Source organism: Halorubrum californiense DSM 19288 (assembly GCF_000336875.1).
GTDB classification, from domain to species: Archaea; Halobacteriota; Halobacteria; order Halobacteriales; family Haloferacaceae; genus Halorubrum; species Halorubrum californiense.
This window is the reverse complement of the sequence record NZ_AOJK01000064.1, coordinates 69049-84948: the sequence shown is the minus strand read 5'-3', so window position 1 is coordinate 84948 and position 15900 is coordinate 69049. Positions and strand designations below refer to the sequence as shown.

Genomic DNA, 15900 nt, shown 5'->3' with positions numbered 1-15900 from the left:
CGGCGACCGAGTGGCGGTATGTTCCACGAGGTCGTCGACGGCCGCGGATCCGGACCCGACGTCGACGCCGACGAGCCGGCAGCGGGGGACTTGCTCGCCGCGTTCGAAGCACTGGTGTCGGAGGCGGCAGCGAGCGTCGAGCCCGACGGGCTCGTCGACGAGATCGGACTGTCCGCGGCGGACGCGACCGCCGTCCGCGACGGGGAGGTCGCGGCGCTCTCGCTCGCCGACGGAGCGGCCGTCCTCGCGGCGGCGAACCCGGACCGCGAGGCCGACGCCATGGTGGCGGAGGTGCGCGACCACCTGCTGATGGGGATGGCGACCGCCGTCCTCGACGTCGACGCGATCGCGGCGAAGATCGACGCCGACCTCACCGGTCAGGAGGTCCAGCAGGCGCTGGAGGGGCGGACCGCGATGACGCTCGGACAGCTCGCCGAGATCCTCGCGGTCATCGAGCGCCGGAAGCCATGAGGGCCGTCGTCGTCGGCTGCGGCTACGTCGGGCTGGCGCTGGCGGAGCAGCTCCACGCCCGCGGTCACGCGGTGACCGGCGTCCGTCGGTCGGATACCGGGCTCGACGCGGTCGACGCCGTCGGTCCCGACGTCGAGGCCGTCCGCGCGGACGCGACCGACCCCGAGTCGCTCTCGGCGCTCCCGGACGCGGACGCGGTCGTCTTCGCGGCCAGTTCCGGCGGGCGGGGCGCCGACGCGGCGCGGGAGGTGTACGTCGACGGACTGGCGAACGTCGTCGACGAGTACGAGTCGCGGCCCGCGCCGCCGGACCGGCTGGTGTACACCTCCTCGACGGGCGTGTACGGCGACCACGACGGCGGGTGGGTCGACGAAGAGACGCCGGTGCAGCCGACCACTGAGAAGACGCGCGTCCTCGCCGAGGCCGAGCGGATCGCGACCGAACGCGCGGGTGACGCCGGGATCGACGGGACCGTCGTCCGGTTCGCAGGGCTGTACGGCCCGGACCGGTACCGACTTGAGCGGTACGTGGAGGGGCCGGTGACGGCCGGCTACCTGAACATGGTCCACCGTGCTGACGCCGCGGGGTCGATCCGACACCTGCTGGAGACGGACCGCGCACGCGATCGCGTCGTCCTCGTCGTCGACGACGAGCCGGTCGACAAGCACGCGTTCGCCGACTGGCTCGCCGACGCCTGCGGCGTCCCGCGCCCGGAGAAGCTATCGAAGGACGAGCGGATCGCGGCCGGCGACCTCTCCGCGGCCGCCGAGCGTCGGATCCGAACGAGCAAGCGGTGTTCGAACGCGCTGCTCCGCGATCTCGGCTACGAGTTCGTCCACCCGACGTTCCGGTCGGGGTACCGCGACGCCGTGCGCGCGCACCGGGCACGGACCGAGTAGCGCGTCCCGACCGGACGGCAGCCGGTTCGGTTCGTAGTCGCCCGACAACGGCCGATTTCCGTCGGTTCCAGTCCGTCGGAACGGTAACGAACCTTCATGTGTCGGGAGTGACTCGCCACAAGCCATGCGAGCGATGAGCGCGGCCGGCGACCGGTTCTCGCAGGCGGAGGCCATGGCCCGGGAGAATCCCGAACTCGCCGTCGCCGTGGCGCTCGCCGTCCTGATCGCCGTCGCGACCGTGGTGGTGGTGCTGCGGTCCCGGCGGACGCCCGGGGTGCGGTTCCGTCGACTGCTGGCCGACGAAGACGAAATAACGGTGTTGATGCACCCGAACCCGGACCCCGACGCGATGTCGGCCGCGGTCGGGGTCGCCTCGCTCGCCGACCAGGTGGACGTCGAGGCGACCGTCCAGTACCCCGGCCAGATCCGTCACCAAGAGAACCGTGCGTTCCGGACCGTCCTCGACCTCGAACTGGAGCCGATCGAACACGTGAGCGACCTCGCCGCGGAGTCCGTCGTGCTGGTCGATCACAACGAGCCGCGGGGGTTCGCCGGCGCGGACGGCGTGTTGCCGATGGCGGTCGTCGATCACCACCCGGGAGACGGTGCCGGCGGGTCGTTCACCGACGTGCGGACCGACTACGGCGCGACCGCGTCGGTCGTCGCCGAGTACTTTCAGGACAACGACGCCGTCCCCGTGCCCCCCGACAAGCACGCGAGCGAGACGGCGAGCGCCCTGACGCTGTCGACCGACACGGCGACCGGGCTGCTGTACGGGATCTTGGCCGATACGAAACACCTCACCGTCGGCGCCAGCGAGCCCGACTTTGCGGCGGCCGCCTACCTCTATCCCGGTGTCGATCAGGACCGGCTTGACCGGATCGCGAACCCGGCGGTCGACGCGGAGGTGCTGGAGGTGAAGGCCCGGGCGATCGCGGGACGCCGCATCGAGGGGTCGTTCGGAGTCGCCGACGTCGGCGGCGTGAACAACGTCGACGCGATCCCGCAGGCGGCGGACGAACTGATCCAGCTCGAGGGGGTCAGCGCCGTCGTGGTGATCGGCGAGCGGGACGGGACCGTCCACCTGTCGGGGCGGTCGCGCGACGACCGGGTCCACATGGGCAACGCGATCGCGGCAGTGCTGGACGACGTCGACAACGGGAACGGCGGGGGCCACTCCCGGATGGGCGGCGGAACGATCCAGCCGGAGGTCGACCCCACCGGGGAGGAAGAGACGGAGACCGTCGACCGCGACGCCCTCGCCGACGGGCTGTTCCGGGCGATGGCGGGCGATGTGTGACCGGGACCGGCGCGGCGGGACGAGGAACCGAGCGGTCACGTCGGACGCGAGCGCCCGGATTTAAGTTCCGAGCCGCGGTTCCTCCGACATGGATGTCGCTGACGCGCTCGACGACGGGTGGCTCGCGCTTGCCGGCGTCGGCGCCGGCTACGCCCTCGCGGTCGGACTGGTGTTCCTGCTGTTCTTCGTCCTCCCGTACCTCACGGTCGCGGCGCTGTAAGGACAGTTAAGCGAAAAAGCGAGTCGACGGCGGCTCCGAATCGGAGAACGGTCCGCTCAGGCGAACGCCAGCGAGTCGTCGACGCTCGTCTCCTCGTCCTGCCGGAGCTTTTCGTGGGCCTCAAGGAAGTCGTCGAGCGTGACCTCGGTGCGGTCGTCGCGGATGGCGAACATCCCGGCCTCCGTACAGATCGCCTTGATGTCGGCGCCGGAGGCGTCGGGGGTCAGCTCGGCCAGCTCGGCGAAGTCGACGCCGTCGGCGAGGTTCATATTGCGGGTGTGGATCTGGAAGATGATCTCGCGGCCCTCGGTCTCCGGCTTGGGGACCTCGATGAGGCGGTCGAAGCGGCCGGGACGGAGGATCGCGGGGTCGAGCATGTCGAAGCGGTTGGTCGCGGCGATGATACGGACCTCGCCGCGCTCGTCGAAGCCGTCCATTTCGGAGAGCAGCTGCATCATCGTCCGCTGGACCTCGGCGTCACCTGAGGTCTTCGAGTCCGTCCGCTTCGAGGCGATCGCGTCGATCTCGTCGATGAACAGGACGGCGGGCTGGTTCTCCCGGGCGACCTCGAACAGATCCCGGACCAGCTTCGCGCCCTCGCCGATGAACTTGTGGACGAGTTCGGAGCCGGCCATCTTGATGAACGTCGCGTCCGTCTCGTTGGCGACGGCCTTCGCGAGCATCGTCTTGCCCGTTCCCGGCGGGCCGTACAGGAGCACGCCGCTCGGGGGCTGGATGCCGACGTCCTCGAACATGTCGGGATGTTCGAGCGGCATCTCGACGGTCTCGCGGACCTCCTGCATCTGGTCTTCGAGGCCGCCGATGTCGGCGTAGGTGACGTCCGGGGAGTGCTCGACCTGCATCACGCGGGCGCGGACATCGGTCTCCTTCTCGAGCTTCTTGACCACCGACAGGGAGTTGTTGACCGCGACGCGGTCATCGGGGTCGAGATCCTCGCGCAGCTCGTCGGTGATCTCGGTGAGCGCCTCCTGGTTGTTCCCGTGCTGTTTGATCACGGCCCCGTCGGGCGTGATCTCTTGGACCGTCGCCACGAACAGCGGGGACTGCTTCAGCTTCTTGTTCTCGTGGGTGAGCCGTTCGAGCTTCTGCTGGTACTTGTTGTTCTCCGCGTTGGCGTCGAGGAGCTTGTCGCGCATCTCCTCGTTCTGGGACTCGAGGACGTCGAGCCGCTCCTGAAGGGAGTCGATCTTCTCCTGTTTCGACGCCGAGCCCTCGTCGTAGGGCATATCGACGTCGTCGACCGTGTCGCTCATTGTGTTTATTAAGGCGTCTCGCGGATAAGAGGCTTCGGGTGGGGGAACGACGTGGCCAGTTTCGCCGGCCTCGACGACGGACGGCCGCCGTCCGAGTTCGCGATATAGGCGCTGTTTGATTTCCAGCAGTAATTAGAGCTGATAGTAAATATTATCATCCGGCATGCCAATGATCGGAACACGAATGAGTACGACCGACGCCGTCACCGCTGACGACGGAGCCGCGGACCGCTGGGCGGCCGTCCGCGACCTGCCGCCGAGCGCCAAGCTGGTCGCGAAGGTGCTGGACTACAACGACACGCTGACCCAGAGCGAACTCGCCGAGGAGACGCTCCTCCCGCCGCGGACCGTCCGCTACGCGCTGTCTCGGCTCGAAGAGGAGGACGTCGTCGACTCGCGGTTCTCCTTCACCGACGCCCGCAAGCGGCTGTACTCACTGGGGATCTGAGCGCGGGACCGTGCGGGTGTCGCTACCCGCCCCGATGCGGGCCGGCGTCCGCGACGGTTTATATCCGATACCGCGCCAGTCCGCCCGTGGTCTCGACTACCGCCGTCAAGCGCGCACTGGCCGCGCTCGCGACGCGCACCGACACCGCGAGACGCCCGTACGTGGCCGTGATCGACGAGGCGGACGCGGCGCGGTCCGACGTGCGGCGCGCGGCAGGGTTCGTCGACGCCGTCGGCATGGACCGGCTGGCGGACGCGGTCGACGCCGCTGAGCGCGCGGGCGACGAGTCCGCCGCCGAGCGCGGACGCGACGCGCTCGCCGCGTACCGGTCGTTTCGGCGGGCGGCGGACGGACGCAACGAGGGCGCCGACGGAGGGCCGGATGCGGGCCGCGACGACCGCGACCACTTCCGCTCCGGCCCCGGAATCCCTAAGCCGGACAGCGGCCAAGGCCCGGACAGATGACACGGGTGATCCACACCGGCGACACCCACATCGGGTACTCGCAGTACCACTCGCCGGTCAGACGCCAGGACTTCCTCGACGCGTTCGAGGCCGTGGTCGACGACGCGGTCGACGGCGGCGTCGACGCCGTCGTCCACGCGGGCGACCTCTTCCACGACCGCCGGCCCGACCTCCAAGACCTGATGGGGACCATCTCCGTCCTCCGCCGGCTCGACGACGCCGGGATTCCCTTCCTCGCGGTCGTCGGCAACCACGAGTCGACGCGGGGCGGACAGTGGCTCGACCTCTTCGAGCGCCTCGGCCTCGCCACCCGACTCGGCGACGAGCCGGTCGTCGTGGGCGACACCGCCTTCTACGGGCTCGACCACGTCCCCGTCTCGCGGCGCGACGACCTCGACTACGCGTTCGCCGACCACGACGCCGAGTACGCGGCGCTCGTGGCGCACGGTCTCTTCGAGCCGTTCGGCTACGCGGACTGGGACACGGAGACCGTGCTGACGGAGAGCGACGTCGCCTTCGACGCGATGCTCCTCGGCGACAACCACACCCCGGACACCGCCGAGGTCGCCGACACGTGGGTGACGTACCCCGGGTCGACGGAGCGCGCGAGCGCGAGCGAGCGCGAAGGGCGCGGCTACAACCTCGTCGTCTTCGACGCCGACGCCGCGGGCGGCGACGACCGCGTCGAGATCCGGCGCCGCGCGCTCGACACGCGCCCCTTCGTCTTCGTCTCCGTCGAACTGCGCGAGAGGGAAGGCGAACCCCGAGTCCGCGAGCGCGTCCGCGAGTACGACCTCTCCAAGGCGGTCGTCCACGTCGAGATCACCGGCGAGGGCGACCCGGTGACGCCGGCGGCCGTCGAGGAGTTCGCGACCGACGAGGGCGCGCTCATCGCGCGCGTCACGGACCGGCGCGAGGTCGACGCCGACGGCGAGGTGGACGTGAGCTTCGCCGACCCCGAGGACGCCGTCCGCGACCGGCTCGACGAGATGGCCCTCTCGACCGCCGCTCGCGACGTCGAGCGCGCGGTCCGGGAAGACACCGTCCCCGACGCCAACGTCCGTGAGACGGTGAAGCGCAGAGTGGAGGAGCGGCTCGACGAGGAGGAGGACCTCGACGCGTTCGAGCCGGTCGAGGGGGACGCGGAGACGGTCGAGACGGACGAGGACGACGGCGACGGCGATGGTGACGAACCGGATGACGAGGCCGTCGATGGCGGTAGTGACGAACCGGAGGACGAGACCGCGGACGGCAGTAGCGACGAATCGGACGACGAACCGGAGCCCGAGTCCGACCCCGCGGAGGCGACAGATGCCGATCCGGCGGCGAACGACGGGCAGGTCTCCATGGAGGACTACCTGTGAAGTTCGACCGCGTCCGCCTCGCGAACTTCAAGCCGTACGGCGACGCCGACCTGCGCCTGACGGAGGGCGTCACCGTCATCCACGGGCTCAACGGCAGCGGGAAGTCGTCGCTCTTGGAGGCCTGCTTCTTCGCGCTGTACGGGTCGAAGGCGCTCGACGGGACCCTCGAAGACGTCATCACGAACGGCGAGGCGGAGACGGAGGTCGAACTGTGGTTCACTCACGACGGCGTCTCCTACCGAGTCGAGCGGCGGCTCAGGGCCTACGACGACCGGATCGACCACCAGTGTACGCTCGAATCGACCGACGGGAGCGACGTGACTCGCGACGGCGCGCGAGCGGTCCGCGAGTTCGTCACGGAGCTGTTACGGATGGACGCCGAGGCGTTCGTCAACTGCGCGTACGTGCGGCAGGGCGAGGTGAACAAGCTCATCAACGCCACCCCGCGAGAGCGGCAGGACACGATCGACGACCTCCTCCAGCTGGGGAAGCTGGAGGAGTACCGCGAGCGCGCCGGCGACGCCCGGCTCGGCGTCGAGGACGTGCTGGAAAACAGGCGCGGCCGGCTCGACCAGCTCGACGAGCAGATCGAATCGAAGGAGGACCGCGATCTCCACGGGCGGCTCAACGAGCTGGAGGGCGAACTCGGCGAGGTCACCGACGAGATCGATCGGTACGAGTCCCAGCGGGAGCAGGCGAAGGAGACCCGCGACGCGGCCGCGGAGACGCTGTCGACCCACGCCGAAAAGCGGGAGGAGCTGGAGGCGGTCGAGGACGAAATCGACGAGATCGAGGCCGCGATCCGGGCGGCCGAGCGCGAGCGCGACGACCACCGGGAGAAGATTCGGGCGGCCCGCGAGCGGATCGACGAGATCGAGGCCGCGATCGACGACCGGCTCGACGACGCCGGCCTCGACGCGGCGAGCGAGGCGGCGATCGCCGACCGCCGCACGAAGCTCGACGGTCGGGAGGAAGCGGTCCGCGAGGAACTCGACGACGAGCGGGTGAGCGCCGAGGCGCTCCGTAATCAGGCGACGAACCTCGCCGGGAAGGCCGACGACCGCGCCGAGCGCGCCGCCGAGATCGAGTCCGAGGCCGACGACCTCGCGGATGAGGCGGAGACGGCGGCCGGGGAGGTCGACGAGCGCGAGGCATCAATCGAGGAGCTGCGCGAGGAGGCCGCCAGGCTCCGCGAGCGGTTCGCGGACGCCGACGCCGACGTCGGCCGCGAGGGGGTCGCCGACGAGCGCGACGCGCTCCGCGACGAGCGCGGCGAGGTCCGCGAGCGGATCGCCGAGCTGTCGGCGGAGCTGAAGAACGCCCGCGAGCGCGTCGACGAGGCCGAGGCGCTGCTGGCGGCCGGGAAGTGCCCCGAGTGCGGCCAGCCGATCGAGGACTCCCCGCACGCCAGCGGGATCGACGAGGATCGCGAGCGAGTGGAAGAACTCGAAGCCGAGTTGGAGGCTGCCCGCGAGCGCGAGGGCGACTTGGACGAGCGGGTCGCGGAGCTGGACGAGCTCGCGAGCGCTGCGGACCGGCTCGACGAGATCGACGAGCGGATCGAGACCCTCGAGGAACGGGTCGAGGAGAAGCGCGCGGAGGCGGAGCGGAAGCGAGAGTCGGCCGCGGAGAAGCGCGAGCGTGCCGCGGAACTCCGCGAGGAGGCCGAAGAGACCCGCGAGGTCGCCGCGCAGAAGCGCGAGGAGGCGGCGGAAGCCGCGGAGCGCGTCGAGGAGCTGGAGGCGTCGCTGTCGGCGGTCGACGCCGCCCGCGAGGCGGTGACGGCGGTCGAGGAGCGCCTGTCCGCGATCGCGGACGCGGAAGACGATATCGAGCGCCGCCGCGAGAAGCGGGAGAACCTGACGGAGGTGAACGACGAGCGGCGCGACCGGCTCGCGGACAGGCGCGAGCGGCGCGACGAACTGGCGGACGCCGTCGACGAGGACGCCGTCGAAACGGCGAAAGATCGGAAGGAGGAGGCCGAGCGGTACCTCGAACAGGTCGCCGAGGAGCTCGACGCGCTCGACGACCGTCAGGAGGAGCTCCAGAACGCGATCGGCGGAGTGAAAGGCGAGCTCGCCGAGCTGGAGGCGCTCCGCGAGGAGCGCGAGGCGCTCGGCGAGCGGGTCGAAGCGCTCGAAGCGCTCCACGAGGAGACGAGCGAGCTGGAGACGATGTACGGCGATCTGCGCGCGGAGCTCCGACAGCGCAACGTCAGCGAACTGGAGCGCACCCTCAACGAGACGTTCGAGCTCGTCTACGGGAACGACGCCTACTCGCACATCGAACTCGACGGCGAGTACGTCCTCACCGTCTACCAGAAGGACGGCGAGCCGCTCGACCCCGAGCAGCTCTCCGGCGGCGAGCGCGCCCTCTTCAACCTCTCCTTACGCTGTGCGATCTACCGGCTGCTCTCGGAGGGGATCGAGGGCGCGGCGCCGACCCCGCCGCTCATCCTCGACGAGCCGACGGTGTTCCTCGACTCCGGGCACGTCTCGCGGCTCGTCCGGCTGGTCGAGGAGATGCGCGGTTTCGGTGTGGCCCAGATCGTCATCGTGAGCCACGACGACGAGCTGGTGGGCGCGGCCGACGAGCTGGTCACGGTGGAGAAGGACCCGCGCTCGAACCGCTCGACCGTCCGCCGGAAGGACGCCGCCGAACTCGACATCGCCTCGCTCGCGGACGACTGATCGGGCGTAGCGCCCCGGATCGCAGAGGCTACGCGTCTCCGTTCGGCTCGTCGCGGAGGAACTCTATCGCCTCGACCGCGACCGCCGTCGCCTCGTAGCCGCGTCGGCCCGCGACCTCGCTCTCTTCGACGAGTCCGGCCGCGCGGAACTCCGTGATCGAACCGTGGAGGTCGGACTCGCACATGTCGGCGGCGTCGAGGAGGTCGATCGCCGCGATCGGTCCCTCGTCGACGACCACCGCGAGCAGGCCGAGCGACCGGTCGTCGCGGACCGCGCCGAGCGTCCGGCGAACCGATTCCGGCACGCCGGAGGCGGCGGTCGCGAGCGGCGACTCGCCGTCGACGACGCTGATGTCGTCGTTGTCGACGTATCGCTCCGCGCCGGTGGCCGGGTCGCGCACGCGGCTCGACTCGGCGGAGCGCTTCACGAGGAGGTACGTCTCGCCGTCGCCGTCGCGGACCGTCTGCATGGTCGGAGGAGCGCGCTCGTCGGACATTACGCTTCCGGGCGCTCGGCAGTAGGGTCGGCATCAGTGTCGTCGGCCTCGGCGGAGGGATCCGACGCCGATTCGTCCGCCTCGTCCCGCGAACGGTTCCAAGACCGGTACGTCTGGTACGTGCGGACCCCGGCGAGGAGGCCGACGACGAACAGCGCCGGACCGATTCTGGACAACCCCTCGAAGAACCACACCATCGGGCCGAGGGAGACGAGGAGGACGGCGGCGTTGGCGTAGATGACGGCGACGACGAACGCGCGGAGCGTCCGCTCGTCCACGTCGCTCGCGCCCTCGAAGTCGCCGCCGTCGTCGAACGACTTCACCGACGGCGCCTCGGGGATGTCGGGCGTCATCTCCCGCTCGGCGTCGGAACTCTCGCCGACGGAGATCTCGCCCTCGTCGTCCTCGTCGAGGCTGAACACGCCGAGGCGTACGCCGCGCCGGGGCAAAGGGGTTCCGTCCGCCCGCGGCGCCGCGGCTACTGGAGGAAGTGGACGGAGAGCGCACGGACTCGGCAGTCCGGTCAGAGCGCGTCGGCGAGCCGTACCGTTCGGCTCGCTTCGACCCACGCGAGGGGGTTCGTGGCGTCGAAAAGCACCACGTTCCCGTCGTCCTCGTACGCCTCCACCTCGGCGTCGACCGCGTCGGAATCGGCCGGACGAGCCACCTGGGGTTCGGAACGTGGGTCCGAAGACATAGACCGTGGTAAGTCATCACACAATATATGCCTTTCCGTGGCGGGGTAGCTCGCCGCACCCGAAAGCCGAGTTTTTTAGCCGGGTGACGCCGAAGCACGGATATGACTCAGTCGGGGCTGTCGGACTTCTCGTCGACCGGAGACGCGGGCGACGAGGCCGACGGCGACACGGACACCGAACGGGAGGAGCTGGCCGCGCAGGAGGCGGCCGCCGTCGCCGGCGGCGGGCGGGGCCACGTCAGCGACGTCGTCGACGTCGACGAGGCGAAGTTCCCGGAGTCGACCGGGACCGTCGAGCTGATGATCACCCAGATCGACTACGCCGTCGAGGGGTACGGCAGCGACGAGTACCCGGTGGTCCACGTGTTCGGCCGGCGACCGGCGGAACACGTCGAGGACGCGGATCACGACGTCGTCGAACACCTCCGCGTACTGGGGGTAGAGCCGTACTTCTACGTCCCGACGGCCGACCTCGACCGCGACCCCGTCGAGGAGTACGACGTGGTGATCGGGACCAGAGAGGAGAATCCCGACGGGGAGCCGTACGAGAGCATCCGCGGCGAGCAGCTCACCCGGATCGTCACCCGGACGCCCCGCGACGTGGGGAACATCCGCGACGACTTCGCGACCAGCTTCGAGGCTGACATCCTCTTCCCGAACCGCTTTCTGATCGACAACGGGATCAACGGCGGGATCAGGGTCGAGGAGCGGCGGCTCGACGACGGGGAGGGGACGATTCAGGTCCACGAGGGCCACCTCGAACCGGCCGAGGTCGACGCCAACCTGCGCGTGAACACCTTCGACATCGAGGTGGACGACCGACGCGGGTTCCCCGAGGACGGGGAGGAGCCGATCATCTGTCTCACCAGCCACGACTCCTACGACGACGAGTACGTCGTCTGGCTGTACGACGCGCCGGAAGCGGAGATCCCCCCGCCCGAAGACCTCCCCGACTACGAGGGGATCGTCGGGGACGGCGGCGAGGTCGATTTTGAGGTCCGCACCTTCGAGGAGGAGGCCGCGATGCTCGACGCGTTCGTCGAGTATATAAATAAAACCGACGTAGATCTTATGACGGGGTGGAATTTCGAAGATTTCGACGCGCCGTACCTCCTCGACCGGCTGGAGGTGCTCGACGACGGGAGCCAGTACAACCTCGACGTCGACCGACTCTCCCGGATCGGTGAGGTGTGGCGTTCGGGCTGGGGCGGCCCGGACGTGAAGGGCCGAGTCGTCTTCGACCTGCTGTACGCCTACAAGCGCACGATGTTCACCGAACTGGAGTCGTACCGCCTCGACGCGGTCGGCGAGCGCGAACTGGGCGTCGGCAAGGAGCGCTACACGGGCGACATCGGCGATCTCTGGGAACAGGACCCCGAGCGCCTGTTGGAGTACAGCATCCGCGACGTGGAGCTGTGCGTCGAGATCGACCGGAAACAAGACGTGATCGCGTTCTGGGACGAGGTGCGCACCTTCGTCGGCTGTAAGATCGAGGACGCGCCGACGCCCGGCGACACCGTCGACATGTACGTCCTCCATAAGGCGTTCGGGAAGTTCGCACTCCCCACGAAGGGCCAACAGGAGTCGGAGGATTTCGAGGGCGGCGCCGTCTTCGACCCGATCACCGGGGTCAAGGAGATGGTGACGGTCCAGGACCTGAAGAGCCTCTACCCGATGTGTATGGTGACGATCAACGCCGGTCCCGAGACGAAGGTCGACCCTGACCGGTACGACGGCGAGACGTACGTCGCGCCCAACGGGACACACTTCCGGAAGCAGCCGGACGGGATCATGCGCGAGATGGTCGACGAGCTGCTCACCGAGCGCGAGGAGAAGAAGGCGCTCCGGAACGACCACGACCCCGGCACCGAGCCGTACGAGCAGTACGACCGACAGCAAGCTTCTGTCAAAGTTATTATGAACTGCTTCACGCCGGACACCGAGGTCGTGACTCCCGACGGCGTTCGGCCGATCACGGAGCTGGAGGTCGGCGACGCCGTGTATTCACTCAACCCCGACACGGAGGAGATGGCGGTCAAGACCGTCGAGGAGACCCACGCGTACCCCGACTACCGGGGCGAACTCGTCGACGTCGAGACCTCGAAGATCGACTTCCGCGTGACGCCGAACCACCGGATGCTCGTTCGGAAGAACGAGACGAACGGGATCACCGAAGACGGGTATAGTTTCGTCGAGGCCGGCGACCTCGATCGGGCGACCAACTACGAACTCCCCCACGATTGGGACGGCCCGGACGGGGAGCGGATCGACGAGGTCGATCTGACTGAACTCGTCGACGGCGAGTACGAGGTGTGGGTCCGACCGAGCGTCCACGGCCACACGTTCACCGCCGAGCTCGGCTGGACGCCGCGACGCGTTCCGAAGGCGGACGTGGGTCAGACCGGGTACGTGTTCACCGCCTCGGAGTTCGAGGAACACCGCGAATACATCGAGTCAGTGTGCGAGACGAGCTTCGTCCACCGCGAATCCGGTCGGAAGTGGATCCCGCGGACGTTCGACGGCGACGACTTCCTCGAACTGCTCGCGTGGTACGTCACGGAAGGGAACGTGTACACGTCGACCGAGAAGCGGTTCGGCGACAACCTTCGCGGCTCCGCGACGACGGTGAAGATTGCGCAGGACGCCGTGCCGGACGGCGGCGACTCCGATCACGAGACGATCGGTCAGCTCCTCGATCGGATGGAACTGGACTACTACGTCGACGACCGCAGCTATCAGTTCACCTCTGAGCTGCTCGGGGACCTCCTCCGAGACCGCTGCGGCGACGGCAGCTTCGAGAAGCGGATCCCGGACCGCATCTTCAAGGCGGCGAGGGCGCAGAAACGCGCGTTCTTGGAGACCCTGATCGACGGTGACGGGGACCGTCAGACGGGGTCGTGGCGGTACACGACGTCGAGCGAGGAGTTGCGGGACGACGTGCTCCGGCTGTGTGCCCATCTCGGGCTCACCGCGAATTACAATCGCGACAGCGGAAGTTGGCGGATTTACGTCACGGAAGGCGGGAAGAACACCCTCCGGATGAATCGGAGCGGGTCTCGGAGCGAGGCCGAGGACGGGGTCTACTGCGTGACCGTCGAGGACAACCACACGCTGCTCGCGGGGCGGAACGGGAAGTTCCAGTTCGTCGGGCAGTCGCTGTACGGCGTGACGGGATGGGATCGGTTCCGTCTCTACGACAAAGAGGGCGCAGCGGCCGTCACGGCGACGGGACGCGAAGTCATCGACTTCACGGAAGAGGCGGCGGAAGAACTCGGCCACGACGTCGCGTACGGGGACAGCGTCACGGGCGGCAGACCCGTCGTCGTGCGCGATCCCGAGGGTATCGTTCGGATCTTGCCGATTGCCGATCTCTTCGAACGCTCGGACGCGACTGCGAGCGAGGATCTGATTGTTACCGCCGACGGCGGGCCTGTCGCTTCGGTGTCGATCGACAAGGAACGGCGCCGCGCGGGCGGCTGGGAGGCGCTTTCGGTGACCGAGGACGGCGAGCCGGAGTGGCAGCCGATCGAGCAGGTGATCAGACACGAGACCGACAAATCGGTCGTCAATCTACAGCACAAGTTCGGCGAGTCGACGACGACCAGAGACCACTCGTACGTCGTCGAAGAAGACGGACAGCTGGTGGAAACGAAGCCGGAAGACGTCGAAGAGCCACTTCGGGTTCCCGGTCTTCCCGAGGTCGAAACGGTGGAGAAGATCGACGTATACGACGTGTTGGAGGGGTACACGCGCGAGTACGAGGACGGCCGAAGCGTCGGCAGCGAGAACGCGGAGACGAAGGTCAAGCGAGTCCACGCGAACGACGAGTGGGTCTGGTTCGGCCACAAGCATCACAACGCGATAGAGCGGAGCATCAAGGTACAGCGATACGTCGACTTGGACTCCGAAGACGGACGGGCGCTCGTACGGTTGCTCGCCGCGTACGTCACCGAAGGGAGTGCCTCGACGATCGAAACGACCGACTCCCGGTTCGGCGCGAGCATCGCCGAATCCAGAACGGAGTGGCTGGAAGGGCTTCGAGAGGACTACCAGCGTCTATTCGACGGAGCGACGGCGAGTGTCATTGCGTCGGACGCGTCCGATAGGCGGACCGTCGAGTACGGAACCGAGGACGGAGACCAGTCGGTGACGTACGACGACGGCACCCACAAACTCCAGATGATGAACGAACTCTCGGCGGTGTTCTTCCGCGAGTTCGCCGGGCAAACGTCGCGTGGGAAGCGTATTCCGGGGTCCGTATTCAACCTCCCCGAAGACCTCCAACAGCTCTTCGTCGACGTACTCGTCGAGGGCGACGGCTCACGCGAATTCCCGCGGTACTCGACCGAGTACTGCGAGCGAAACTTCGACTTCGAGACGACGAGCCGAGAACTCGCGGCGGGGCTCTCTACGCTTCTCACGCAGCGCGGGGAGAAGCACTCGCTGAAGTACAGGGAGAGCAAGGGGAGCTACACGATTCGAACGTGTGATTACTACCGGAGCGGACGGGACCCGGTGGTCGAAGAGGTGGATCACGACGGGTACGTGTACGATCTCAGCGTCGCCGAGAACGAGAACTTCGTCGACGGTGTCGGGGGTGTCGTCCTCCATAATACCGATTCAGTCATGTTATCTCTCGGCCAAGACGTGGACAAGGAGGAGGCGATCGAGACCTCCTTCGAGATAGAGGACCACATCAACGAGCGCTACGACGACTTCGCGCGCGAGGAGCTCAACGCCGACGACCACCGCTTCCAGATCGAGTTCGAGAAGCTCTACCGGCGGTTCTTCCAAGCGGGCAAGAAGAAACGCTACGCCGGGCACATCATCTGGAAAGAGGGGAAAGACGTCGACGACATCGACATCACCGGCTTCGAGTACAAGCGCTCGGACATCGCCGGGATCACGAAGGAGGTCCAGCAGAACGTCATCGAGACAATCGTGACGGGCGACGACATCGACGACGACATGGAGGAGGTGAAGGCGTACCTCGTGGACGTCATCGCGCGCGTGCTCGACGGCAACATGGACCTCGACGAGATCGGGATCCCCGGCGGGATCGGCAAGAAGCTCGACGCCTACGACACGCCGACCGCACAGGTCCGCGGGGCGAAGTACGCGAACCTCATGCTCGGGACGAACTTCGGGAGCGGGTCGAAGCCGAAGCGGCTGTACATCGAGAAGGTCCACCCCGACTTCTGGGCGCGGATGGAAGACGAGGAGGGACTCGACCCGCAGCGAGATCACCTGTACGGGGAGTTCAAGCGCGACCCGGACGTGATCTGCTTCGAGTACGCCGATCAGGTCCCCGACGAGTTCGAGGTCGACTGGGAGAAGATGCTGGACAAGACCCTGAAGGGCCCCATCGAGCGCGTGATAGAGGCGCTCGGAATGTCGTGGGAGGAGGTCAAGACCGGCCAAGAACAGACCGGACTCGGCTCGTTCATGTGACCGACGGCGGGCGGAAACGCAGTCTATCGAAAGCAGTTTTCGATCGGAAGAAAATTTCTTGGTCGATCTGCGATTTTTGACGGGGAAATGCGTAAGCATTAACCCCAACAACACCTACTATACGCA

13 protein-coding genes are annotated in these 15900 nt (G+C 67.9%); 9 read left to right on the top strand and 4 right to left on the bottom strand.

Annotated features, from left to right (window positions below; genetic code table 11):
- Nucleotides 1-18: 18 nt before the first annotated feature.
- The 4 genes from C463_RS13040 to C463_RS19955 all read left to right on the top strand — a co-directional run bounded on the left by C463_RS13040 (nt 19) and on the right by C463_RS19955 (nt 2890).
- Nucleotides 19-471, top strand: coding sequence for a DUF5791 family protein (locus C463_RS13040; protein WP_008444514.1), 453 nt, complete (start codon nt 19-21; stop codon nt 469-471).
- Nucleotides 468-1370, top strand: coding sequence for an SDR family oxidoreductase (locus C463_RS13035; protein ID WP_008444513.1), 903 nt, complete (start codon nt 468-470; stop codon nt 1368-1370). The genes C463_RS13040 and C463_RS13035 overlap by 4 nt, the downstream gene beginning before the upstream one ends.
- Nucleotides 1371-1494: 124 nt before the next feature.
- A complete protein-coding gene (locus C463_RS13030) occupies nt 1495-2670 on the top strand; it encodes a DHH family phosphoesterase (RefSeq protein WP_008444512.1) in 1176 nt (391 codons plus the stop codon).
- Nucleotides 2671-2758: 88 nt separating this feature from the next.
- Entirely contained in the window at nt 2759-2890 is a 132-nt protein-coding gene (locus C463_RS19955; RefSeq protein WP_008444511.1) for a hypothetical protein, read from the top strand.
- Nucleotides 2891-2946: 56 nt separating this feature from the next.
- Here the strand turns inward: C463_RS19955 and pan1 are convergent, their stop codons facing one another.
- On the bottom strand, nt 2947-4164 hold the full coding sequence (pan1, locus tag C463_RS13025; protein WP_008444510.1) for a proteasome-activating nucleotidase Pan1: 1218 nt from the start codon (nt 4162-4164) through the stop codon (nt 2947-2949).
- A gap of 184 nt (nt 4165-4348) precedes the next feature.
- Here pan1 and C463_RS13020 point away from each other — a divergent pair, with 184 nt between their 5' ends.
- The 4 genes from C463_RS13020 to rad50 all read left to right on the top strand — a co-directional run bounded on the left by C463_RS13020 (nt 4349) and on the right by rad50 (nt 9130).
- A complete protein-coding gene (locus tag C463_RS13020) occupies nt 4349-4612 on the top strand; it encodes a MarR family transcriptional regulator (protein WP_008444509.1) in 264 nt (87 codons plus the stop codon).
- Nucleotides 4613-4698: 86 nt separating this feature from the next.
- Nucleotides 4699-5076: a hypothetical protein gene (locus tag C463_RS13015; protein WP_008444508.1), complete on the top strand. Its 378-nt coding sequence runs from the start codon at nt 4699-4701 to the stop codon at nt 5074-5076.
- Nucleotides 5073-6440: a DNA double-strand break repair protein Mre11 gene (gene mre11, locus C463_RS13010; RefSeq protein ID WP_008444507.1), complete on the top strand. Its 1368-nt coding sequence runs from the start codon at nt 5073-5075 to the stop codon at nt 6438-6440. The genes C463_RS13015 and mre11 overlap by 4 nt, the downstream gene beginning before the upstream one ends.
- A complete protein-coding gene (gene rad50 / locus C463_RS13005) occupies nt 6437-9130 on the top strand; it encodes a DNA double-strand break repair ATPase Rad50 (RefSeq protein ID WP_008444506.1) in 2694 nt (897 codons plus the stop codon). Before mre11 ends, rad50 begins: the two co-directional genes overlap by 4 nt.
- A gap of 28 nt (nt 9131-9158) precedes the next feature.
- On the opposite strand, the gene C463_RS13000 is transcribed toward rad50, so the two are convergent.
- From C463_RS13000 to C463_RS19270, 3 genes are all read right to left on the bottom strand, one after another.
- Nucleotides 9159-9599, bottom strand: coding sequence for a DUF7346 family protein (locus C463_RS13000; RefSeq protein WP_008444505.1), 441 nt, complete (start codon nt 9597-9599; stop codon nt 9159-9161).
- Between the two features lie 26 nt (nt 9600-9625).
- Entirely contained in the window at nt 9626-10048 is a 423-nt protein-coding gene (locus C463_RS12995; protein WP_008444504.1) for a DUF7322 domain-containing protein, read from the bottom strand.
- A 101-nt stretch (nt 10049-10149) separates the two neighbouring features.
- Nucleotides 10150-10323 (bottom strand): DUF7331 family protein, encoded by a 174-nt coding sequence (locus tag C463_RS19270; RefSeq protein WP_167539452.1) that lies wholly within the window; start codon nt 10321-10323, stop codon nt 10150-10152.
- Nucleotides 10324-10425: 102 nt separating this feature from the next.
- On the opposite strand from C463_RS19270, the gene C463_RS12990 reads away from it, so the two are divergent.
- On the top strand, nt 10426-15774 hold the full coding sequence (locus C463_RS12990; RefSeq protein WP_008444502.1) for an intein-containing DNA polymerase II: 5349 nt from the start codon (nt 10426-10428) through the stop codon (nt 15772-15774).
- Nucleotides 15775-15900 lie beyond the last annotated feature (126 nt).